Source organism: Ectopseudomonas composti (assembly GCF_001567565.1).
GTDB lineage: Bacteria > Pseudomonadota > Gammaproteobacteria > Pseudomonadales > Pseudomonadaceae > Aquipseudomonas > Aquipseudomonas composti_A.
This window is the reverse complement of sequence record NZ_LSSW01000021.1, coordinates 1-21,606: the sequence shown is the minus strand read 5'-3', so window position 1 is coordinate 21,606 and position 21,606 is coordinate 1. Positions and strand designations below refer to the sequence as shown.

Here is a 21,606-nt window from a genome sequence, read left to right as displayed (position 1 = left end):
CGCAATGGTTGTACCGATGGCGCTGGTGATGACAGCCCATCCACCGTTCGAAAAAACAACAACACGAGGACGTTGATATGCAGCAGCATCGAATCATGGGTTTCCTGGCATGTGTCATGGGCAGCACCTTGCTGAGCAGTCCCCTGGTCGCTCAGGAGCGCTACGTGACCATTGGCACCGGTGGGCAGACGGGCGTTTATTACACGGCCGGACAGTCGATCTGTCGGTTCCTCAATCGCAGTGGCGCCGAGCACGGCATCAAGTGCAACGCGCCATCTTCCGCTGGCAGCGTCAGCAACATTGCCTCGATCAAGAGCGGCGACTACGACTTCGGGTTCATTCAGTCCGATCATCAGAACAAGGCGCTCTCGGGCCAGGCGCCTTTCGACCAGGATGGCGCTGTCGAAGATCTGCGCGTGGTCTTCTCCCTGCAGAGCGAAATCCTCACCGTGGTCGCCCGTGCAGACAGCGGTATCGAGACCTTCGCCGACCTCAAGGGCAAGCGCGTGAATATCGGCGTGCCGGGCTCTGGCAGTCGCGATACCTTCGATGAGGTGATCCAGGCCAGCGGCTGGAGCAAGTCCGACTTCTCTCTCGCCGCTGAACTCAAGCCTGCCGAGATGGCGGCTGCACTGGGGGACAACAACCTGGATGCCATCACCTATGTGGTCGGCCATCCGAGTGGTGCCATCCAGGAAGCCATGGCTACCGTCGAGACCCGCCTGATCCCGGTCAGCGGCCCTGATATCGACAAGCTCCTGGCACAGGCCAGCTACTTCACCAAGGCGGATATCCCGGCTGGTGTCTATCCTGGTGTTGAGCAGCCCGTCCCATCCATCGGCGGTAAAGCGGTTCTGGCCACTTCGGCCAAGACCGATCCCGAGGTCGTCTACCAGTTGGTCAAGTCGGTATTCGATAACCTGGAGCGCTTCAAACGCCTGCATCCGGCGTTTGCCGACCTGCAGGCCGAGGACATGATCAAAGCGGGGCTAACGGCTCCGATGCATGAAGGGGCACTACGTTTCTACAAGGAAAAAGGCTGGCTCTAGCCGGGGTGGAGAGTCTCAGGCTGGGCTCTAAACTCTTCGATAGCGGGCGCAGTTGAGCTGGTATAGGTAAACTGCGTGCTCAGAGATCCTTTCAAAGGGTCAAAAACCGAGCCCCTCCGTCAACGAGGGGCTCGCCGTTTTTATCAGAATGACAACGTAGGTGTCCTACCCTATGGCCGAAAAAAAACTGTCCACCGAAGAACTGATTGCCCAGGATGTCGGCGCGCGTACGCCCGTCGGTCCGATGGCTCAGGTGATCACCGGGCTTGCCTTGCTCTGGTCGCTGTTCCAGTTGTGGATCGCCTCGCCACTGCCGTTCATCTTCGGTGTCGGCGTACTCAACGATACCCAGACCCGCGCCATCCACCTGGCGTTCGCCTTGCTGCTGGCCTTTCTCGCCTACCCGGCGTTCAAGAGGTCGCCGCGTGATCGGGTGCCGCTGCTGGATATCGCCCTTGGCCTGGTCGCCGCTGCCAGTGCCGCCTATCTGTTCATCTTCTACCAGCAGTTGGCCCTGCGCCCTGGCAGCCTGACCACGGGCGACCTGGTGACCGCCTGCATCGGTATCCCCCTGCTGCTGGAAGCCACGCGCCGTGCGCTGGGCCCACCCCTGGCGATCATTGCCCTGGTGTTTCTGGTCTACAGCCTGGCCGGCCCATACATGCCCGGCCTGCTCGCGCACCGCGGGGTCAGCTTTACCGCGCTGGCCAACCACCAGTGGATCACCACCGAAGGCGTGTTCGGTATCGCCCTCGGCGTATCCACCAGTTTCGTGTTCCTCTTCGTGTTGTTCGGTGCGCTGCTCGAGCGTGCCGGTGCCGGACACTATTTCATCCAGCTGGCGTTCAGCCTGCTCGGCCACTTCCGCGGCGGCCCGGCCAAGGCGGCGGTGCTGGCTTCAGGCCTGACCGGGATGATTTCCGGTTCGTCGATCGCCAACGTGGTGACCACCGGTACCTTCACCATTCCAATGATGAAACGCACCGGCTTCTCCGCGGAGAAGGCCGGTGCGGTCGAAGTGGCCTCGTCGGTCAATGGCCAGATCATGCCGCCGGTAATGGGGGCTGCGGCCTTCCTGATGGTCGAGTACATCGGCATGCCCTATGTCGAGATCATCAAGCACGCCTTCCTGCCTGCCGCGATTTCCTACATCGCGCTGCTCTACATCGTGCATCTGGAGTCGCTCAAGCTCGGCCTGCAGCCCATCGGCGGCCATCAGCCCAAGCCGTGGCTGCGCCGCCTGACCGGCTTCGCCTTTGGCGCGGCGCTGATCAGCGGCCTGTCGCTGGCGGTCTACTACGGTCTTGGCTGGCTCAAGCCGGCGCTCGGCGACTACGCCCTGCCGGTGATTGGCGCTCTGCTCGCGGTGGTTTACCTGGCGCTGTTGAAAGTCGCTGCCAGTGTGCCCGTGCTGCCGGCCGAAGACCCCAATGCACCGCTGGAAGAGTTGCCGCAGACCCGCGCGGTACTGCTCTCCGGCCTGCACTTTTTGCTGCCGGTAGTGGTGCTGGTCTGGTGCCTGATGATCGAGCGCCTGTCGCCCGGCCTGTCGGCCTTCTGGGGCAGCGTGATGCTGATCATCATCCTGCTCACCCAGCGCCCGCTGCTGAGCTGGATGCGCCGCGACGGCAGCCATGACCACGGCACCTTCGTCGATGGCGTGGTCGACCTGCGCGAAGGCCTGATTGCCGGTGCCCGCAACATGATCGGTATCGGCATCGCCACTGCCGCCGCCGGCATCATCGTCGGCGCCGTGTCGCAGACCGGCGTGGGCCTGGTGCTGGCCGATCTGGTCGAGTTGCTGTCGATGGGCAACCTGCTGCTGATGCTCATGCTGGTGGCGGTGTTCAGCCTGATCCTCGGCATGGGCCTGCCGACCACGGCCAACTACATCGTGGTGTCCAGCCTGCTGGCGCCGGTGGTGGTGGCGCTGGGGCAGCAGAGCGGCCTGATCGTGCCGCTGATCGCGGTGCATCTGTTCGTCTTCTACTTCGGCATCATGGCCGACGTGACCCCGCCCGTGGGCCTGGCCTCGTTCGCCGCCGCGGCGGTGTCCAAGGGTGATCCGATCAAGACCGGCCTGGTGGCGTTCTTCTACAGCCTGCGTACTGCGGCGTTGCCTTTCCTGTTCATCTTCAACACCGATCTGCTGCTGATCGACGTGGACTTCTGGCATGGCGTGCTGATCTTCATCGTCGCGACCATCGCCATGCTGATCTTCGCCGCCGGCACCCAGGGCTTCTTCCTGGTGCGCAGCCGCTGGTACGAGAGCGTGTTGCTGCTGCTGGTCGCCTTCAGCCTGTTCCGCCCCGGCTTCTGGATGGACATGGTGCACGACCCGTATCAGGACATTCCGCCAGCCCAGCTGGCCCAGGCGCTCGATGGCGTCGAGGATGGCAGCTCGCTGCGCCTGCGTATTCGCGGTGAGGATGCAGTCGGTGATCCGCGTGACTTCAGCCTGCTGCTGCCGGTGCCCGATGGTGCCACCGGCGAGGAACGCCTGCAGAAACTGGGGCTGAACCTGTATGAGGAAGACGGCAAGGTGCTGGTCGACAGCGTTACCTTCGGCAGCATGGCGGCCGATGCCGGGCTGGAGTTCGACCAGCAGATCCTCAAGGTGCGCGCGCCGACCGACCGCTGGGTCAAGGAGCTGATGTGGATTCCGGCCTTCGTGCTGTTCGGTCTGATCGTGCTCCTGCAGCGTCGTCGCCAGGTGCCGCAGGCGGCATAACCGGGTCGACGCGACACCAACAAGGCAGCTTCGGCTGCCTTGTTCGTTTATGGCCGATGGCCGGGTTGATAGACTCGCCGGCCTGACCATTCGGACAACAAGGACTCAGCCCGTCATGTCGACGCCGCGCGTGCATTACCCCTGGTACAAGAAGGAGGACACCGACGCCTTCTTCGCTCTGTTCCAGAACAACATCGCCAACTTCGTGATCATCGCCATCAGCATGCTGGGTATGGGCTTTCCTGCCGAGATCGTGTTCGCTCAGGTGTTGCCGGGTGCGGCGGTGGCGGTGATGGCCGGCAACTTCTACTACGCCTGGAGCGCCGCACGGCTGGCGCACAAGGAAAACCGCGCGGACGTCACCGCGTTGTCCTACGGCATCAGCACGCCGGTGATGTTCGTCTTTCTGTTCGGCGTGCTGCTACCGGCCAAGACCCTCACCGGCGACGCCGAGCTGGCCTGGAAGGTGGCGGTGGCCGCCTGCTTCATCAGTGGCCTGATCGAGGCCGCCATCAGCCTGGTCGGCAACTGGGTGCAGCGTCATCTGCCGCGTGCTGCCATGCTTGGCGCGGTGGCCGGGGTGGCGCTGACCTTCATTGCCGGGGAAATGCTGTTCAAGACCCTGGAAGTCCCAGTGATCGGCCTGCTGGTACTGGCCATCACCATCGTCGGCCTGGTGGCGCGGGTGAGCATGCCGTTCCGCCTGCCGGCCTCGCTGTTCGCCATCGTCGTCGGTACGGCGCTGGCCTACCTGATCGGCGCCGCTGACGGCGGCAAGTTCAGCGACGCCTTCACCCATCTGGGTTTCTACCCGCTGCTGCCCAATATGGCCTGGTACGAAGGTCTGGGCCTGCTGTTCACCAGCCTGCTGGCGCTGATGACGGTGATCCTGCCGATCACCCTGTACAACGCCATCGAGACCATGAACAACGTCGAGGCCATGAGCGCCGCCGGTGACAGCTACAGCGTGCGCGAGTGCCAGGCCGTGGACGGTCTCGGCACTTCGCTCGGTGCGCTGTTCGGCGGTGTGTTCCCGACCACCGTGTACATCGCCACCGTCGGTTCGAAGTGGATGGGCGCCGGACGCGGTTACAGCCTGCTCAATGGCGCGGTGTATGGCCTGGCGACCATGTTCGGTCTGATCGCCTTCATCGCCGCGCTGATTCCGGTGTCGGTGGTGGCGCCGATTCTGGTGTTCGTCGGCATGTCGATGATCGCCACGGCGTTCAACAGCAACCACGCCCGTTACTACCCGGCGGTGGCGCTGGCGATGCTGCCGTACTTCGCCAATTACCTGATGACCCGCTTCAACCGCGGCGCACCCGAAGTGGTCGAGGGTATTTCCAGTGCCATCGGCGCGCTGGGGCAGGGCGCCATGTTCAGTGCCATCCTGCTCGGCGCCATGTGCGTGGCGGTGATCGATCGCCAGTTCCGCCAGGCCACCACCTTCGCCCTGGTGGCGGCGGCCATGGCTTTCTTCGGCCTGATGCACGCGCCCAAGCTGGCCTGGTACGCCGCGCCGGACTTCGTCCACGGCTATCTGCTGATGGCGCTGTTCTTCGCCTGGTACGCCTGGCGCGGTGTGCAGCCGGCCGAGCCAGAGCGCGTGACAAGCGCCGACTGAGTCATTCGCCACCTTCGAGCTTGAGGGCGCCGGTCTCGCCGCCCTCCAGCACCACGTAGGCGCTGGCGCAGAACAGCGAGTTGAGCCGTTTCATGTCGGCGATCAGCTCCAGGTGCAGGGAGCTGGTTTCGATGCTCTGCACCACCTGCCGTTGCAGCCGGCCGATATGGGCATGCGCCAGGCGCCTTTCCTGGGCGCGGAAGCGGCGCTTCTCCCGCAGCAGCTGGCTGGCACTGGCGTGATCGGCACTGAGGAACACGTTGAGCCCCAGGCGCAGGTTGGCCATCAGTTGCCCATGCAGGCTGGTCAGTTCCTCCAGCCCCTTTTCGGAGAAGGCCCGGCGTTGCGCGGTCTTCTCGTTCTGGATTTTGCCGAGCATGCGTTCGATCAGGTCGCCGGCCTGTTCCAGGTTCACGGCCAGTTCGAGAATCTCCGCCCAGCGCCGACTTTCGTGCTCGCTCAGCGCTTCTCGCGGGATCTGCGCGAGATAGAGTTTGACCGCGCGACAGAGACTGGCGACATCGTCATTGAGGCTGCGCAGCTCCTTGTTCAGCGCCGGCTGGTTCTGTTCCAGCACCGGCAGCAGGCGGCCGAGCATGGCTTCGATCTTGTCGCCCACGCGCAGGGTTTCGCGTACCGCGTTGGACAGCGCCAGGCTCGGCGTGGCCAGTGCTGTCGGGTCGAGATGGCGCGGCCGGGCAACGCCGCTGTCGTCGGCCCGATCCGGCAGCAGCCAGTTGCAGAAACGCGCCATCAGCCCGACGCTGGGCAACATCAGCAGCGCGCGCAGGGTGTTGTAGAGCAGGTGGAAAGCGATCACCAACTCTGCCGGGCGCCAGTTCAGGCTGTCCAGCCAATGGGCCAGGGGCTGCAGTACGGGCAGCACCAGCAGCAGTCCGATCAGCTTGTAGATCAGGCTGCCCAGCGCCACGCGACGCCCGGCCGGGTTCTGCAGGCTGCTGGTGAGAAAGGCCAGCAGGCCGCTGCCGATATTGGCGCCGATCACCAGGCCGATGGCCACGGGCAGGCTGATCAGCCCGGCGCCGGCCAGGGTCGCGGTGAGCAGCACAGCCGCCAGGCTGGAGTAGGTGAGCAGGGCGAACATCGCGCCAACCAGTGCGTCGAGCAGCAGGTCGCCGGTCAGCGAGGCGAACAGCACGCGTATCCCGCGCGCTTCGGTGATCGGCGTAGCCGCAGCGACGATCAGTTCCAGTGCCAGCAGCATCAGGCCGAGGCCGATGGCCACGCGGCCAAGCTGGCCGGCACGGGTCTGCCGCCGCGAGAGGAAGAAGATCACCCCGAGAAAGATCAGCAGCGGGCTCAGCCAGCTCAGGTCGAGGGTCAGCACGCGTGCCATCAGGGCGGTGCCGACATCCGCGCCGAGCATGATCGCCAGGCCGGGCGCCAGGGCCATCAGGCCCTGGGCGACGAAGGAGGTGACCAGCAGGGCTGTGGCGTTGCTGCTCTGCACCAGCGCCGTGACGCCGATGCCGGCGACGAACGCCAGCGGCCGGCGGCCGATGTTGTGGCTGAGCACCTTGCGCAGTTGTGAACCAAACACGCGCAGGATGCCGGTACGTACGATGTGTGTGCCCCAGACCAACAGGGCAATGGCTGACAGCAAATGCAGCAGGGTCAGCATAAATCGGCCCCCTGAAAGACGGCCGATTAGAGGTTATGGTTTCGGCCTGTATAGATGAGCATCGGCCGAAATCGCCCATAAAGCCAGTCAGCCGTCGCGCAACACTTTGAGTTCGGCATCGTCGGCAGAGAAACCGCGCTCGAGTTTGAACTTGAGGCTGAGGTCGGTACGCGAGTCGGCGAACTTGAGCGCTTCGGCCAGGTTGATGCGGCCGGCTTCGAGCAGGGCGAACAGGTGCTGGTCGAAAGTCTGCAGGCCTTGTTCGGCCGCCCGCGCCGTGGCTTCGCGCAACTCCTCCAGTTCGTCGCGCTGAATCAGGTCACGGATGTAGGGCGTACCGAGCATCAGCTCCACTGCCGCCACGCGCTTCTGCGCGATGCCGGGCACCAGACGCTGGCCGATCACCGCCAGCAGGTTGTGCGCGACATCGGCCAGCACCTGCTTGCGCGCCTCGTCGGGGAAGAAGCGGGCGATGCGTTCGATGGCGTGGCTGCTGCTGGTGGCGTGCAGGGTGGCGATGCACAGGTGGCCGGTCTCGGCGTAGTGCAGTGCGTGCTGCATGGTGGCGGCGTCGCGGATCTCGCCAAGCATGATCACGTCCGGCGCCTCGCGCAGCACATTGCGCAGGGCGTCGTCGAAGCTGTGGGTATCGAGGCCGACTTCGCGTTGATCGATGATCGAGCGCTGGTGGCTGTGGAGGAACTCGATGGGGTCTTCGATGCAGACGATATGGCCGCTCTTGTGGCGGTTGCGAAAATCCAGCATCGCCGCCAGCGTGGTGGACTTACCCGAGCCCGCCGCGCCGGTGACCAGAATCAGCCCGCGATCCTGCATGGCCAGTTTCTCCAGCAGCTTGGGCAGGCCGAGTGCCTCGAAACCGGGAATCTGGCTTTTGATCAGGCGCACCACCATGGCCACTTCACCCCGCTGGTAGTAGACGTTGACCCGATAGCGTCCGGCGCCTTGCAGGCTGACCGCCAGGTTCATCTCCAGATCGCGTTCGAACTCGGCGATCTGTTTCTGGGTCATCAACTGATAGGCCAGTTGCTGCACTTCGCCGGCCTTCAGGATGCGCTGGCCCGCCGCTTGGCTATGGCCTTCGACCTTCATGTGCGGCGGCGCACCGACACTGAAGAACAGGTCCGATCCGGCATGCTGGTGCATCAGCTGCAGGTAGGGGAATACGTCGGGTTGCTCGGCGTTGGTTTCGTTCATCGGCTTGCCGCAGGTCATTCGTGTTGCAGCAAGGATAGACGGCGTCCTGCAGCGCCAGTTGTTCCGTATCAAGAGAACGGCATGAATTGTCGCCCTATAACCGGGTTGCGCTGGACAGCCTTGCTCACGAAGGCGAGAGTCAATGATCAGGAGCGCGAAGGCGGATGCAGGCCAGGTACTGGAGATCGATGGTGGGATTTTGGGGGGCGGCTCTGCTGAGTCTGCTGTTGTGCGCATCGGCGCGCGCACAGGTGCTGCATCTGGCTACTGGTGACGACTACGCGCCCTTTACCGGCAAGGCCCTGCCCGGGCAGGGCATGCTCACCCAGGTGGTGCGCGCGGCACTGGCCGAGCAAGGCACGGCGATCACGCTCGATTGGCTGCCCTGGAATCGCGGTTATCTGAAGGCCAAACGCGGCGACTACGATGCCACCTTTCCCTACGTCCGGTCCGCCGAGCGTGAGGCGGAGTTTCTCTACTCTGCGCCCATCTATATGGCCGAGCAGTACATCTTCAGCCGGGCCGGTGATCACGTCGAACTCGATGATCTGCCGGCCATGAGCGGCCGCCGGCTCTGCTACCCACTGGGCTGGCAGCCACCTGCAGCGATCCAGCAATTGCTCGACCAGGGCGTGTTGCGTCGCCATTCTCCGCTGGGGCTGCATGAATGTGCGCGGTTGTTGCTGCTCAAACGAGACGACCTGTTCGTCGCCGACCGCAACCTGGGGGACAGCGCCCTGCGCAGTGCCGGCGCCGACATGCAGCGTTTTCATCGGTCGCAGGCGCCATTGCAGAGCAATACGCTGCACCTGATCGTCTCGCGGCAACATCCACATGCTGCCGAGTTGATCGAGGGCTTCGACCGCGGGCTCGAAGCGCTCAAGGCGAGTGGGGAGTATCAGCGTCTGATCGAGCGCTACGCGCAATAACAGCTCAGGCCAGCAAGGCCATGATCGCCACTAGGCTGCCCGCTGCCAGCAGCGTCTGCAGGGTAATGATGCCGGCCATCAGCTGACTGTCGCCGCCGAGCTGGCGGGTCAGTACATAGGCCGTGGGGGCGGTGGGCAGGGCGAAGAACAGCACCAGCACCGCGCTTTCCATCGCCGGAAGCGCCAATGCCCAGGCCACGCCCCAGGCCAGCAGCGGCATCGCCAGCAGCCGCAGTACGCTGTTCCAGCCCAGCGCGGGAATCTCCCCACCCAGTTGCTCGGGCTTCAGTGCCGCGCCGACGCAGAGCAGGCCAAGCGGCAGGCTGGCGGCGGCGAGCAGGCTGAGCAGGCGGTCCGTGCCACCCGGCAGGCCGATGCCCGTGAGGTTGAACAGGGCGCCGCCGACACAGGCAAGAATCAGCGGGTTCTTGATGATCGGCAGCAGCAGGCTACGCGCGCTGACGCCGCGCTCGGCAGTCAGCGACCAGACCGACAGCACGTTCACCGTCGGCACCATCAGGGCCAGCATCAGCGCGGCCAGCGTCAGGCCCTGCTGGCCGAACAGGCTGCCCACTGCGGCCAGGCCCAGGTAGGTGTTGAAACGCAGGATGCCCTGGCTGAAGGCGCCGAAGCGTCCGGCCGGCCAGCCCCGCAGGCGGCGTACCAGCAGCAGGACGACCCAGGCGATGCCCAGCGCCAGCAGCACGGCCAGGGCCAGGCGCGGCAGGGCCGGGTTGTTCAGCGGTGCGCGGGCCAGGCTGGAGAACAGCAGCGCAGGGAACAGGATGAAATAGTTGAGGCGCTCGGCACCCGGCCAGAAGGCCTCGCTCGGGAACTCACGCAGGCGCAGCCAGTAGCCGGCGACTATCATGGCGAACAGCGGCCACAGGGCCAGCAACAGGTCTATCACGGGAACCCCCGATGGTGGTGAGCGCCTATCTTGGTCAGCGGCGCGGGGCAATGCAAGGCGGAGGCAGAATGAAGATCGAACATCAGGGCGGTTGCCAGTGTGGTGCGCTGCGTTACCGCATCGAGGCGCCGCTGACGGATAGTGCGCATTGCCATTGCACGATCTGTCGGCGCAGCAGCGGCGGCATCCTCACCACCTGGGTCACGGTGCCGCGCCAGGCGTTTCAGTGGTTGCGCGGCACACCGAAGGCTTTCGCCTCATCGAGCAGTTGCACGCGCTATTTCTGTGGCGACTGCGGCGCTCACCTGGCGCTGTTTACTTCGCTCAGCCCGGAGACCCTGGACGTGACCGTGGCCACGCTGGATAAGCCTGAACAGGCGCCGGCGAATCGGCATATCTGGGTGGAGAGCCGCTTGCCCTGGCTGACGGTCGATCCGCAGTTGCCGGAAGAGAACGAAGAGATCATTGCGTAGGGCCTTGCCCCGTAGCCCGGATGCAATCCGGGGCTGGCTGGCACGACTTTCCAGATTGCATCCGGGCGACCCCGCTCTCGAATCTAGGGCAACTCCAGTCCACCACTGGCCTTGTGCAGGGCACGCAGGTGTTCGCCCAGTGCGACCAGATTGGCCTCGTTGGCTTCCAGCTCGGCCAGGCGCTCGGGTTGCAGCAGGTTGCGCACCTCGCCATCGAGCTCGTCGCTGAGCTGGCGCAGTTGCTGCTGGCGCTCGCGGCTGCGGTTTTCCAGGCCTTGCCATTCGCTGCCTTGCGGCAGGCCGTAGCCGCCGTCGAGCAATTCTGCCGGGCGACTGAGGAAGCCGCTGTTGGCGAGGATCTGTTCCAGCGCGGCGCCGGCCTTGTTCAGGCTCGGATCGCCGGCGGCGCGGCCGGTGAGGTAGCGCCGCTTGAGTTCGTCCTGGGCCAGCAGCAGTTGCCGGCGCAGCGCGGCCTGCTCCAGCAGCAACAGCGCGGCACTGGCGCGCAGGTCGGCCTGGGCGAACCAGGTGCGCCGGGTTTCGGCAGACTGCTCCAGCCAGGTCTCGACGCTGTCCTGGGTTATCGGCAGGCGCTCGCGCAGGACGCGGAACATCGCCTGGTAACGTTCGCGGAAGGAGTCGAAGCGATAACCCAGGCGCAGTGCTTCACGCGGATCTTCGAGCACCTGAGTGTCGGCCAGGCCGCGGGCATCCATCAGCTCCAGCAGGCCATTGGGCAGGATGCTGTCGAGCGCCTGCAGGCGTGGGTTGCCAGTGCCGCTGCGCAGCAGCTTGAGGGTTTCCACCGCACAGTTGTTGGAAACGAAGTAGTAGTCGCCGTCATAGCTCCAGTGCTGTTCGGCAGCGCGTACCACCAGTTGCTCGACCTCGTCGCGCGAAAGGCGCAGCGGTACCGATGCCAGGCTGCGCAGCTCGACCTTGGTGTATTCGTCGATCACCTGCTCCAGCGGCAGGACGAACAGGCGTGAGGGATAGACGCCAGTCAGGCCATCCCAGCTCGAGAGTTGCAGGTCGCCGACGAAGGCGCGGTAGGACAACACCAGGTGGTGATCGAGGTCCAGGCGGCAGTCCGGGCCACGCGGCCGGCCCGGCGCGCAGACCACCAGGCGCAGCATGCTGTGGCCCCAGCGGCTCATCCAGGCATCGTTGGCTTCGGCGAGCAGGTAGTCGACTTCATACACACGCTCGGGGTCGAGCCGTCCCAATGGCTGCTGGGCGAAGTCGCGCCCGGCGTTGAGGTAGGGGTAGTCGTTTGCGCACGGCTCGCTCGGCGGCGTCCAGTCGAAGTGCTCGCGGAAATAGCGGGCCAGTGAAGGGCGTCGGCAGGCGTAGCTGGGATCGAGCAGGAAATACTCGAGATTGACCGCGACGAATTCCAGCGCATTGGTCAGCTCGTAGTTGTCCGGGCTGCGCGCGACCTGGCCATTGTCCAGATCGCGTGCTCCACGCTGGCCGACACGCTGCTGCCAGCCGGCCAGATCGAGCAGACGGGGATCGTCGCTGAGGGTGAAGCGGCGTTCGGTCTGGCCGCGGCAATCATCCGGCAGCCCGACCAGGTCCGTCGAACCGGAGCGTTGCTGGCAGAGAGAGATGTGTCGACGCTGGGCCGCAGGCCACAGGCGTGCGCGGTCGTACAGGTGGGTCAGCTCGTGCACCAGAGTGGCCAGCAGTTCCTGGCGTTCGCTGCCGTGTGGGCGAGCGGTGCGATTCTTTGCCGCCGAGCCATCGACCAGTTTCGGCAGGAGTTCGGCATTGAGCTCGATACCACTGAAACGCCCGACCTGGCCGTAGACCTCCGAGGGCAGCCCGGCACGCCAGCTGACTTTTACGTGGCGATCCAGTCGTTGGACGAAGCGCGGAGGCAATGCCGCCATAGCCTCGTTCAGCAGGGTCTGGCTCGCCTGGCGTTCGGCGGCATCGAGGCCGGCGGTTTCCAGGTCCAGGCGCAGCTGCGCCTGGGCGCCGCCTGCAGCTATCGCCAGCAGCGCGAAGCAGCACCAGGCGGCGAGGTGGATCACAGCGCGAGAATGGCTTCGGCCAGTTGCAGGTCGCTGGCAGCCTGCGCTTGCGGCAGCTGCTGGCGGATGGTCTGCAGCGCAGCCTCCAGTTGCGCGCCGCGAATCTCGCCGGCACTGGCGACGAAGCTGGCGGCATCGTCACGGGCTTGCACCACGGCTTTCATATCGCGCAGCGAAGTGGTGGTGTCGGAGGTGAAATTGATACTGCGATCCAGGGCGCGCACCACGATGTTGCTGGTGGCGACCACGGTTTGCGCCTGGGCGATACCGCTGAACAGGGCGCAGGCGGCGACGGTGATGACGAATGAACGACGCATGATAAGAAGCTCCGAGGACTGCAGAACGGACGATTTGACGTGCACAGGCCGGCGCGGTTCCCCGCGACCAGGCAGGTAGGCGAAGTTTACGGGGCTAGGCAGCGCCGGTCAGCAGCGAGCTGATCGAGAGACGTGTGCAGAGTTTTCACAGGCTGAGGATAGCCTGGGCCAGTGCGAGGTCATCGGCTTTGGCCAGCTCGGGGTCATGGTTGCGAATCTGCAGCAGTGCTGCTTCTAGCCGTGCGCTACGGATCGCTCCATCGCTGGCTACGAAGCTGGCAGCATCGTCGTGGGCGGCGCGTAGCTGTTTCATGTCGCGCAGCGAACTGGTCGCGTCAGAGGTGGCCTGGGCGGTGCCGGCCAAGGCTCCGCCCAGGGTATCGGTGGTCGCGACCAGGCTGCTGGCGCAGGCAGTACCGGCCAGCCCCAGCGAAAGGAGAGCTGCAATCAGGGATTTGTTCAGGTGCATGTGGGTAACTCCGGTAGGGCGGGGCGCTGTTCTGCCCGCATCCGCAGCTTAGCCCAACAGCGTTCCCCGCTCCATTGCTGGCTCAGCGCCAGAATGGCTTGGCCAGTTCCTGTTCACGCTGAGTGGTGCTGATGCCGGCGTCAGCCAGCTGCTGCTCATTGAGCAAAGCAAGTTGCCGGCGGGTACGGTAGTTGCGCTGCCAGTGACGCAGCATCGAGTAGAGGCCGAGCCAGTGCAGAGATGTGCGGCGGGCAGATTGCGTGAGCGGTTCGTGAGTGCGGTCCATGGCGTTCTCCTGTCTAGAGACAAGGTGGCAGCTCATGGTCTCGCAAGCGTTCGTGAACGAGCAGATACAACCAGGGGCAATTGTGTGGGGGCAGTGGGGATTTTATGGCAACTGTACTGCTCGTCAGGGCGACGACTGTTGCAGATAAAACGAAAGCTCCACCGCAGCAGAGGCGGTGGAGCTCTCAGAAGATCCCAATTCTGGGATGGAGCAAAGCGGCTATCAGCGCCAGAACGGCTTCTGCAGTTCGACGAAACGCTGGTTCTCGCTGATACCGGCATCGGCCAGCAGGCGGGCATCCAGTCGAGCCAGTTGACGACGGCTGACGATGCGGCGCTGCCACAGAGTAAGGGTAGCGATAACGCGGAGTGGCCAGGCGGACTTGTCACTGGCAACGCTGTGGGTTTGGAGCAGGGCGGAACTGAGGGTACGTTCCATGGTGGTCATCCTTCCGCTTGTGGCGGGGTGTGTTTGCTGTCGATGGGCAAATTATCCCGAGGGCAGCAGTGGCCCAGTAGTCACAGCTGAAAGAAATTGTTGTGCTATTAGATAGGTTGCTTTGTAACTGTGCTACCTGAAAATCGATTAACTGTACTTGTGATAAGTGATAATCCTGGGTGCAACCGACTTATGCGAGATTTTTAACTGGGTGCAACCCAAAAATACTGGTCTTTCAAGCAGTACAGTTACAAATTGATTTGCCATGCTTGTTGACCTGAATGTCAGTTTTTTTGCCGATGGCAGCAACAAAAAACCCGGCACATGACCGGGTTTCCTGTCGAACTGGTCAGGCTTAGTCGACCGCCTTGACCATATCCTCGATGACCTTCTTGGCATCGCCGAAGACCATCATGGTCTTGTCCATGTAGAACAGTTCGTTGTCCAGGCCGGCGTAGCCGCTGGCCATCGAGCGCTTGTTGACGATCACGGTCTTGGCCTTGTAGGCCTCGAGGATCGGCATGCCGGCGATCGGCGACTTCGGATCGTTCTTCGCGGCCGGGTTGACCACGTCGTTGGCACCGAGCACCAGCACCACGTCGGTCTGGCCGAACTCGGAGTTGATGTCTTCCATCTCGAACACCTGCTCGTACGGCACCTCGGCCTCGGCCAGCAGTACGTTCATGTGGCCCGGCATGCGGCCGGCGACGGGGTGGATCGCGTACTTCACGGTCACGCCACGGTGGGTCAGCTTCTCGGCCAGCTCCATCAGTGCGTGCTGGGCACGGGCTACCGCCAGACCGTATCCGGGCACGATGACCACGGTGTCGGCGTTGGTCAGCAGGAAGGCCGCATCGTCGGAAGAACCGGATTTGACGCTGCGCTGCTCCTGGCTGCCGGCAGAGGCGCCAGCATCCGCATCGGCACCGAAGCCGCCGAGGATGACGTTGAAGAACGAGCGATTCATCGCCTTGCACATGATGTAGGAGAGGATGGCGCCCGAAGAACCCACCAGCGAGCCGGCGACGATCAGCATCGAGTTGTTCAGCGAGAAGCCGATACCCGCCGCTGCCCAGCCCGAGTAGGAGTTGAGCATCGACACCACTACCGGCATGTCGGCACCGCCGATGGGGATGATGATCAGCACGCCGATGACGAAGGCCAGTGCCACCAGGATGGCGAAGGCGCGGATATCACCGGTGAAGGTGAAGTACAGGCCCAGGGCCAGAATCGCCAGGCCGATCACCAGGTTGACCATGTGCTGGCCCTTGAAGACCACCGGGGCACCCTGGAACAGGCGGAACTTGTACTTGCCCGACAGCTTGCCGAAGGCGATCACCGAACCGGAGAAGGTGATGGCGCCGATGGCCGCACCGAGGAACAGCTCCAGACGGTTGCCGGACGGAATCGCATCACCCAGGGCGGCGACGATGCCCAGCGACTGCGGCTCGACCACAGCGGCAATGGCGATGAAGACAGCGGCCAGGCCGATCATGCTGTGCATGAAGGCGACCAGTTCCGGCATCTTGGTCATTTCGACGCGCTTGGCCATGATGGTGCCGACGCTACCGCCGACCAGCAGGCCGCCGATGACGAAGCCGATGCCTTGCACGGCCAGTTCGGCGCCCAGCTTGTGGATCAGGCCGACGGTGGTCAGGACGGCGATGGCCATGCCGATCATGCCGAACAGGTTGCCGCGACGCGAGGTGGTCGGGTGCGACAGACCCTTGAGCGCCTGGATGAAGCACACCGAGGCGACGAGGTAGAGAACAGTGATCAGGTTCATGCTCATGGTCAGTGCTTCTCCGCCTGCGCTTTCGGCGCCTTCTTCTTGAACATTTCCAGCATGCGTCGGGTGACCAAAAAGCCACCGAACACGTTCACTGCGGCCAGGGCCACGGCCAGGGTGCCCATGGCCTTGCCCAGCGGGGTAACCGTGAGCGCGGCAGCGAGCATGGCGCCGACGATCACGATGGCGGAAATGGCGTTGGTCACGGCCATCAGCGGGGTGTGCAGGGCCGGGGTGACGTTCCACACCACGTGGTAGCCAACATAGATGGCCAGCACGAAGATGATCAGGTTGTAGATGCCGTCGGAAATCAGATCCATGTCCTTGCTCCTTAGCCGTTCTTGCGCACGACTTCGCCGGCTTTGCACATCAGGCAGGCCGCGACGATGTCGTCTTCGAGGTTGAGCTGGAACTGGCCTTCCTTGTCGATCACGAGCTTGAGGAAGTCCAGCAGGTTGCGTGCGTACAGGGCGGAGGCGTCTGCCGGTACCAGTGCGGCCAGGTTGGTGTGGCCGACGAAGGTAATGCCGTGCTTGACCACCACTTGGCCAGCTTCGGTCAGCGGGCAGTTGCCGCCCTGAGCCGCAGCCAGGTCGATGACCACCGAACCCGGTTTCATTTCCAGCACGGTCGCTTCATGCAGCAGCGTCGGCGCCTTGCGGCCCGGGATCAGAGCGGTGGTGATGACGATGTCGGCCTGTTTGGCGCGCTCGTGTACCGCCTTGGCCTGACGCTCCATCCACGAGGCGGGCATCGGTCGGGCATAACCGCCGACGCCTTGGGCGCACTCGCGTTCCTCATCGGTCTCGAACGGCACGTCAACGAACTTGGCGCCGAGCGATTCGATCTGCTCCTTCACCGCAGGGCGCACGTCGGAGGCTTCGATCACTGCACCCAGGCGCTTGGCCGTGGCAATGGCCTGCAGGCCGGCGACGCCTGCACCGAGAATCAGCACGCGAGCGGCCTTAACGGTGCCGGCAGCGGTCATCAGCATCGGCATGAAGCGCGGGTAGTGGTTGGCGGCAAGCATCACGGCCTTGTATCCGGCGATGTTGGCCTGCGAACTCAGCACGTCCAGGCTCTGCGCGCGGGAGGTGCGTGGCGCGGCCTCCAGGGCGAAGGCAGTAATGCCACGGGCGTTCATGCGCGCAATGGTGTCGTTGCAGAAGGGGTTGAGCATGCCCACCAGTACGGCGCCGGCCTTCATCTGCGCCAGTTCGGCGTCAGTTGGCGCGACCACCTTCAGCACCAGATCGGCAGCGAAAGCGCTCGATTCGTTGCCAATAGCGGCGCCAGCGGCTTCATAGGCGCTGTCCGGGATGCTGGCGCTGATGCCTGCACCGGTCTGGACGGTCACCTGGTGGCCCTGGCCAACCAGTTTCTTGACGGTCTCGGGCGTCGCGGCAACCCGCGTCTCCCCAGCATGGGTTTCGAGAGGAACACCAATGTGCACTTCTAATCTCCTGCGTGATCTTTTTTGTGAACCGGTGCACTGCGCTGGCGCGCCGGCGATTGGGGATCAGCACAACACTCGCCGTAAGGTGGCGGGCGCGGCGATTGTGCAATCGAACGCAGACCCTTACAAGAAGTTATGGAGTAAAAAAAATGCATTACTACAAGTAATGGGTCTATGAGGGATTTTTATACTGCGCGCAGGCCGCGCCGTTTCTGGAGCGAAGGCAGAATTCACAGGCCTTTGCGCGGTATTTATCATTCATCAGGCGAATGACCGTTGGTCGCATCGACTGCGGTGTGGGAAGTAGCGAACGGCAGCGTTCGAAATAGTTGAATGCCCCGAAAGTACTGGTGTGGCGCGGATTGATTCGGCGATGGCGTTGTAGTGTGACTGTGTCGGTGCTACTCGTTCTGGTTGTGGTCTTTCATGCCTTCATCTGTGTGCATTTCGGCGGTACTGGCATCCGGGCGATAGGCGGCTGCTTGCTGCAGGAGCCAGTCGCGAAAGGCCTTGAGTGCCGAGGATTCGGCCTTACGCTCGGGCACCATCAGGTAGTAGGCGCGGTCGTTGTTGGGTACGGCGAGATCGATCGCGATGACCAGGCTTCCCTCCTGCAGCTCGCGTTGAATCAGGAAGGGTGGGATCAGCGCGACGCCCATTTCATGCCTGGCCGCTTGAGCGAGCATGGAAAACAGCTCCAGGCGTGGGCCAGTCATATCGCGCGGGACACTCATGCCTTGGGCCGCGAACCATTGGCGCCAGGCATAGGGGCGGGTGGTCTGCTGCAGCAAAGGGAGCGTGGCGATGCGCGCTGCATCGACTGGGGCGCCGTCCAGCAGCGCCGGGCTGCACACCGGAAGCAAATGCTCATGCATCAGGAAATGCGCCTGCGTACCTGACCACTCGGCATCGCCGTAATAGATGGCGGCGTCGAAGTGGGTGTCGGCGAACAGAAAGGGGCGCGTGCGGTTGGTCAGGTGTACCGTCACTTCCGGGTGCAGTTGCTGGAAGGTTCGCAAGCGCGGTAGCAGCCACTGCGTGCCGAAGGTTGGTACCACTGCCAATTCGATACTGCTGCTGCCTTGATTGCCCATCAGCGCCAGGGTGTCACGTTCCACGGCGTCGAGTTGTGCAGCTACCTTGCGGCTGTAGGCGACACCGGCCTCGGTCAGGATCACGCCGCGTCGCGAGCGGCGGAACAGCTCGACGTTGAGGAAGCTTTCCAGTCCACCGATCTGCCGGCAGACCGCGCTTTGCGTCAGGTTCAGCTCATCCGCCGCCTTGGTGAAGCTCTGGTGGCGAGCTGCGGACTCGAAGGCGACCAGGGCCGTGGTGCTGGGGATCTTGCGGCGCATCTGTGCGAAAGCCTCATTCATAAATGTTGAAAGCAGTTGCTAAAGCTATCTCGAAGTGAGCAAAAAGCACAGGTCTGTGCAAATTCTGCGTTTGCCCTGTTTGCCGCGCAGGCCTAGGATCAGGTCATTCCGGGTCGGCTGGACCGACCGCTTACTTAACTGCTTCGAGGTTTCTCGCGATGGCCAAGGCAAGCTTCAACTGGATCGACCCGCTGCTGCTGGATCAGCAACTGACCGAAGAAGAGCGCATGGTGCGCGACAGCGCCCAGCAGTTCGCTGACGACAAGCTGGCGCCTCGCGTGCTGGAGGCCTTCCGTCATGAGCAGACCGATCCGAAGATCTTCCGCGAGATGGGCGAGACTGGCCTGCTCGGCGCCACCATTCCCGAAGCCTATGGCGGCAGCGGCCTGAATTACGTGTGCTATGGCCTTATCGCGCGCGAGGTGGAGCGTATCGACTCCGGCTACCGTTCGATGATGAGCGTACAGTCGTCGCTGGTGATGGTGCCGATCAACGAGTTCGGCAACGAGGCGACCAAGCAGAAGTACCTGCCCAAGCTGGCCAGTGGTGAGTACATCGGCTGCTTTGGTCTGACCGAGCCGAACCATGGTTCCGATCCCGGCGCCATGGTGACGCGCGCCAGGAAGGTGGAGGGCGGCTATCGCCTGAGTGGCAGCAAGATGTGGATCACCAACAGCCCGATCGCCGATGTGTTCGTGGTCTGGGCCAAGGACGATGCCGGTGAGATTCGCGGCTTCGTGCTGGAGAAGGGGTGGGAGGGTCTGTCTGCGCCTGCCATCCACGGCAAGGTCGGTCTGCGTGCTTCGATCACCGGCGAGATCGTCATGGACAACGTGTTCTGCCCCGAAGAGAACGCCTTTCCTGATGTGCGCGGCCTGCGTGGCCCGTTCACCTGTCTTAACTCCGCTCGCTATGGCATCAGCTGGGGGGCGTTGGGCGCTGCCGAGTTCTGCTGGCACACGGCGCGCCAATATGTGCTCGACCGCAACCAGTTCGGTCGCCCGCTGGCGGCCAATCAGCTGATTCAGAAGAAGCTGGCCGACATGCAGACCGAGATCACCCTGGCCCTGCAAGGTTGCTTGCGCCTGGGGCGGATGAAGGACGAAGGCACTGCAGCCGTGGAAATCACCTCGATCATGAAGCGCAACAGTTGCGGCAAGGCCTTGGACATCGCCCGTCTGGCGCGTGACATGTTGGGCGGCAACGGCATCAGCGACGAGTTCGGTATCGCTCGTCACCTGGTCAACCTCGAGGTGGTCAACACCTATGAAGGTACTCATGACGTGCATGCGCTGATCCTCGGCCGCGCACAGACCGGTATCCAGGCGTTCTTCTAAGGGCGCCCTTGTTCAACCATCCGGGGTGCGCGTGACGTGCCCCGTGGAGAAACACCATGTCTGGTGCCCTTTCCCATATTCGCGTTCTCGATCTTTCCCGCGTGCTCGCCGGCCCCTGGTGCGGACAGATCCTTGGTGACCTCGGTGCCGAGGTGATCAAGGTGGAGCGACCAGGTTCCGGGGACGACACCCGACATTGGGGGCCTCCTTATATAAAGGATGCCGAGGGCGGTGATTCGCGCGAGGCCGCGTACTTTCAGAGCGCCAACCGCAACAAGCAGTCGCTGACGCTGGATTTCACCCAGCCCGAAGGGCAGCGGCTGGTCCGTGAGCTGGTCGCGCAGTGTGATGTGCTGCTGGAAAACTTCAAGGTGGGCGGCCTGGCAGCTTATGGCCTCGATTATGAATCGCTCAAGGCGATCAATCCGCGCCTTATCTATTGTTCCATCACCGGCTTCGGCCAAACCGGCCCTTACGCCAAGCGGGCTGGTTACGACTTCATGATCCAGGGGCTTGGCGGCCTGATGAGTCTGACCGGGCGCCCGGAGGGTGAGGAGGGCGCCGGGCCAATGAAGGTTGGCGTGGCGCTGACCGACATTCTCACCGGGCTCTATGCGACCGTGGGTGTTCTGGCTGCGCTGAATCAGCGTGAGCAATCCGGTATTGGCCAGCATATAGATGTGGCGTTGCTGGATGTGCAGGTTGCCTGCCTGGCCAATCAGGCCATGAACTACCTGACCACGGGCGCAGCTCCCAAACGCCTGGGTAATGCCCATCCCAATATCGTGCCCTACCAGGATTTCCCCAGTGCCGACGGCAACTTCATCCTGGCGGTTGGCAACGATGGGCAGTTCCGCAAGTTCTGCGAGGTCGCAGGTGTTGCGCATCTTGCCGACGACTTGCGTTTCGCGACCAACAAGGCTCGTGTCGCGCATCGCGTCGAGCTGATCCCGTTGTTGCGTCAGGCTACGGTATTCAAGACCACCGCTCAGTGGATCGAATTGCTGGAAACGGCTGGGGTGCCCTGCGGACCGATCAACGATCTGTCACAAGTGTTCGCCGACCCTCAGGTGCAAGCACGAGGTTTGCGCCTCGATCTGCCCAACGCCCTGGGCAGCACCACGCCGCAGGTCGCCAGCCCGCTGCGTCTCTCTGCTACGCCGGTGGCGTACCGCTCAGCTCCGCCTTTGCTGGGGCAGCACACCGACGACTTGTTGGAGAGGCTGCTGGGCATGACTGAGGCGCAGGTTGCCGAGCTGCGAAAGGCTGGAGTGATCTAGGCAAAACCGTCTTCTATATAGAGGGCGGAAGGTATCTGGATATATATGTGATTTTTTTGCTGGTCAGGGGTTTACAGCGCGTCGTGCTCATGTAGAATGCGCGCCTCGCTGAGACGAACCCAGGTTCGACGAAGCGCTAAGTTGTTGAGATAGAAAGAAAATTTCTTCAAAAACAACTTGACGAAGTAAAGAGGTGCTGTAGAATGCGCGCCTCACCGAAGCGGAAGAGATGAAGCTGAGGTTGCT

At 63.3% G+C, this 21,606-nt stretch carries 19 protein-coding genes; 7 read left to right on the top strand and 12 right to left on the bottom strand.

Going from position 1 to position 21,606, the window contains the following annotated elements; translation table 11 throughout:
• Positions 1-77: 77 nt before the first annotated feature.
• From PCLY_RS07420 to PCLY_RS07410, 3 genes are all read left to right on the top strand, one after another.
• Entirely contained in the window at positions 78-1,049 is a 972-nt protein-coding gene (locus PCLY_RS07420; protein ID WP_061238656.1) for a TAXI family TRAP transporter solute-binding subunit, read from the top strand.
• A 172-nt stretch (positions 1,050-1,221) separates the two neighbouring features.
• Complete coding sequence (locus tag PCLY_RS07415) at positions 1,222-3,780, top strand: TRAP transporter permease (RefSeq protein ID WP_061238655.1); 2,559 nt, start codon at positions 1,222-1,224, stop codon at positions 3,778-3,780.
• 115 nt (positions 3,781-3,895) lie between these two features.
• Entirely contained in the window at positions 3,896-5,404 is a 1,509-nt protein-coding gene (locus PCLY_RS07410; protein WP_061238654.1) for a hypothetical protein, read from the top strand.
• A gap of 1 nt (position 5,405) precedes the next feature.
• On the opposite strand, the gene PCLY_RS07405 is transcribed toward PCLY_RS07410, so the two are convergent.
• Both PCLY_RS07405 and PCLY_RS07400 read right to left on the bottom strand, forming a co-directional pair.
• Positions 5,406-7,046, bottom strand: a complete 1,641-nt coding sequence (locus PCLY_RS07405) for a Na/Pi cotransporter family protein (RefSeq protein WP_061238653.1) — start codon at positions 7,044-7,046, stop codon at positions 5,406-5,408.
• An 87-nt stretch (positions 7,047-7,133) separates the two neighbouring features.
• Positions 7,134-8,261 carry a PilT/PilU family type 4a pilus ATPase gene (locus PCLY_RS07400; RefSeq protein WP_061238987.1) on the bottom strand — a complete coding sequence of 376 codons (1,128 nt, stop codon included), beginning with the start codon at positions 8,259-8,261 and terminating at the stop codon, positions 7,134-7,136.
• A 188-nt stretch (positions 8,262-8,449) separates the two neighbouring features.
• On the opposite strand from PCLY_RS07400, the gene PCLY_RS07395 reads away from it, so the two are divergent.
• Positions 8,450-9,190: a substrate-binding periplasmic protein gene (locus PCLY_RS07395; protein ID WP_061238652.1), complete on the top strand. Its 741-nt coding sequence runs from the start codon at positions 8,450-8,452 to the stop codon at positions 9,188-9,190.
• Positions 9,191-9,194: 4 nt separating this feature from the next.
• Here the strand turns inward: PCLY_RS07395 and PCLY_RS07390 are convergent, their stop codons facing one another.
• Positions 9,195-10,100, bottom strand: a complete 906-nt coding sequence (locus PCLY_RS07390) for an AEC family transporter (RefSeq protein ID WP_061238651.1) — start codon at positions 10,098-10,100, stop codon at positions 9,195-9,197.
• A 68-nt stretch (positions 10,101-10,168) separates the two neighbouring features.
• Between PCLY_RS07390 and PCLY_RS07385 the strand changes: the two genes are divergently transcribed.
• Positions 10,169-10,573 carry a GFA family protein gene (locus PCLY_RS07385; RefSeq protein WP_061238650.1) on the top strand — a complete coding sequence of 135 codons (405 nt, stop codon included), beginning with the start codon at positions 10,169-10,171 and terminating at the stop codon, positions 10,571-10,573.
• 83 nt (positions 10,574-10,656) lie between these two features.
• On the opposite strand, the gene PCLY_RS07380 is transcribed toward PCLY_RS07385, so the two are convergent.
• From PCLY_RS07380 to PCLY_RS07340, 9 genes are all read right to left on the bottom strand, one after another.
• The gene (locus PCLY_RS07380; RefSeq protein WP_061238649.1) at positions 10,657-12,612 is read right to left on the bottom strand and encodes a DUF7844 domain-containing protein; all 1,956 of its coding nucleotides are present in this window, start codon (positions 12,610-12,612) and stop codon (positions 10,657-10,659) included.
• Complete coding sequence (locus PCLY_RS07375) at positions 12,609-12,929, bottom strand: DUF2388 domain-containing protein (RefSeq protein WP_061238648.1); 321 nt, start codon at positions 12,927-12,929, stop codon at positions 12,609-12,611. Before PCLY_RS07375 ends, PCLY_RS07380 begins: the two co-directional genes overlap by 4 nt.
• A 145-nt stretch (positions 12,930-13,074) precedes the next feature.
• Positions 13,075-13,398 carry a DUF2388 domain-containing protein gene (locus PCLY_RS07370; protein ID WP_061238647.1) on the bottom strand — a complete coding sequence of 108 codons (324 nt, stop codon included), beginning with the start codon at positions 13,396-13,398 and terminating at the stop codon, positions 13,075-13,077.
• 82 nt (positions 13,399-13,480) lie between these two features.
• Positions 13,481-13,684 (bottom strand): DUF1127 domain-containing protein, encoded by a 204-nt coding sequence (locus PCLY_RS07365; protein ID WP_061238646.1) that lies wholly within the window; start codon positions 13,682-13,684, stop codon positions 13,481-13,483.
• A 222-nt stretch (positions 13,685-13,906) separates the two neighbouring features.
• Complete coding sequence (locus PCLY_RS07360; RefSeq protein ID WP_061238645.1) at positions 13,907-14,122, bottom strand: DUF1127 domain-containing protein; 216 nt, start codon at positions 14,120-14,122, stop codon at positions 13,907-13,909.
• 355 nt (positions 14,123-14,477) lie between these two features.
• Entirely contained in the window at positions 14,478-15,914 is a 1,437-nt protein-coding gene (locus PCLY_RS07355; RefSeq protein WP_061238644.1) for an NAD(P)(+) transhydrogenase (Re/Si-specific) subunit beta, read from the bottom strand.
• Between the two features lie 2 nt (positions 15,915-15,916).
• The gene (locus tag PCLY_RS07350; protein WP_016490057.1) at positions 15,917-16,231 is read right to left on the bottom strand and encodes an NAD(P) transhydrogenase subunit alpha part 2; all 315 of its coding nucleotides are present in this window, start codon (positions 16,229-16,231) and stop codon (positions 15,917-15,919) included.
• 11 nt (positions 16,232-16,242) lie between these two features.
• Entirely contained in the window at positions 16,243-17,364 is a 1,122-nt protein-coding gene (locus PCLY_RS07345) for a Re/Si-specific NAD(P)(+) transhydrogenase subunit alpha (protein WP_061238643.1), read from the bottom strand.
• A gap of 404 nt (positions 17,365-17,768) precedes the next feature.
• The gene (locus tag PCLY_RS07340; RefSeq protein WP_061238642.1) at positions 17,769-18,722 is read right to left on the bottom strand and encodes a LysR family transcriptional regulator; all 954 of its coding nucleotides are present in this window, start codon (positions 18,720-18,722) and stop codon (positions 17,769-17,771) included.
• 179 nt (positions 18,723-18,901) lie between these two features.
• Between PCLY_RS07340 and PCLY_RS07335 the strand changes: the two genes are divergently transcribed.
• Positions 18,902-20,080: an acyl-CoA dehydrogenase gene (locus tag PCLY_RS07335; protein WP_061238641.1), complete on the top strand. Its 1,179-nt coding sequence runs from the start codon at positions 18,902-18,904 to the stop codon at positions 20,078-20,080.
• A gap of 56 nt (positions 20,081-20,136) precedes the next feature.
• Complete coding sequence (locus tag PCLY_RS07330) at positions 20,137-21,360, top strand: CaiB/BaiF CoA transferase family protein (RefSeq protein ID WP_061238640.1); 1,224 nt, start codon at positions 20,137-20,139, stop codon at positions 21,358-21,360.
• Positions 21,361-21,606 lie beyond the last annotated feature (246 nt).

Bases quoted from the DNA above. Each gene is read 5' to 3' on its own strand.
- PCLY_RS07420 (WP_061238656.1), top strand. From the start codon at position 78: ATGCAGCAGCATCGAATCATGGGTTTCCTGGCATGTGTCATGGGCAGC.
- PCLY_RS07415 (WP_061238655.1), top strand. From the start codon at position 1,222: ATGGCCGAAAAAAAACTGTCCACCGAAGAACTGATTGCCCAGGATGTC.
- PCLY_RS07410 (WP_061238654.1), top strand. From the start codon at position 3,896: ATGTCGACGCCGCGCGTGCATTACCCCTGGTACAAGAAGGAGGACACC.
- PCLY_RS07405 (WP_061238653.1), bottom strand. From the start codon at position 7,046: ATGCTGACCCTGCTGCATTTGCTGTCAGCCATTGCCCTGTTGGTCTGG.
- PCLY_RS07400 (WP_061238987.1), bottom strand. From the start codon at position 8,261: ATGAACGAAACCAACGCCGAGCAACCCGACGTATTCCCCTACCTGCAG.
- PCLY_RS07395 (WP_061238652.1), top strand. From the start codon at position 8,450: ATGGTGGGATTTTGGGGGGCGGCTCTGCTGAGTCTGCTGTTGTGCGCA.
- PCLY_RS07385 (WP_061238650.1), top strand. From the start codon at position 10,169: ATGAAGATCGAACATCAGGGCGGTTGCCAGTGTGGTGCGCTGCGTTAC.
- PCLY_RS07375 (WP_061238648.1), bottom strand. From the start codon at position 12,929: ATGCGTCGTTCATTCGTCATCACCGTCGCCGCCTGCGCCCTGTTCAGC.
- PCLY_RS07370 (WP_061238647.1), bottom strand. From the start codon at position 13,398: ATGCACCTGAACAAATCCCTGATTGCAGCTCTCCTTTCGCTGGGGCTG.
- PCLY_RS07365 (WP_061238646.1), bottom strand. From the start codon at position 13,684: ATGGACCGCACTCACGAACCGCTCACGCAATCTGCCCGCCGCACATCT.
- PCLY_RS07360 (WP_061238645.1), bottom strand. From the start codon at position 14,122: ATGGAACGTACCCTCAGTTCCGCCCTGCTCCAAACCCACAGCGTTGCC.
- PCLY_RS07355 (WP_061238644.1), bottom strand. From the start codon at position 15,914: ATGAGCATGAACCTGATCACTGTTCTCTACCTCGTCGCCTCGGTGTGC.
- PCLY_RS07350 (WP_016490057.1), bottom strand. From the start codon at position 16,231: ATGGATCTGATTTCCGACGGCATCTACAACCTGATCATCTTCGTGCTG.
- PCLY_RS07340 (WP_061238642.1), bottom strand. From the start codon at position 18,722: ATGCGCCGCAAGATCCCCAGCACCACGGCCCTGGTCGCCTTCGAGTCC.
- PCLY_RS07335 (WP_061238641.1), top strand. From the start codon at position 18,902: ATGGCCAAGGCAAGCTTCAACTGGATCGACCCGCTGCTGCTGGATCAG.
- PCLY_RS07330 (WP_061238640.1), top strand. From the start codon at position 20,137: ATGTCTGGTGCCCTTTCCCATATTCGCGTTCTCGATCTTTCCCGCGTG.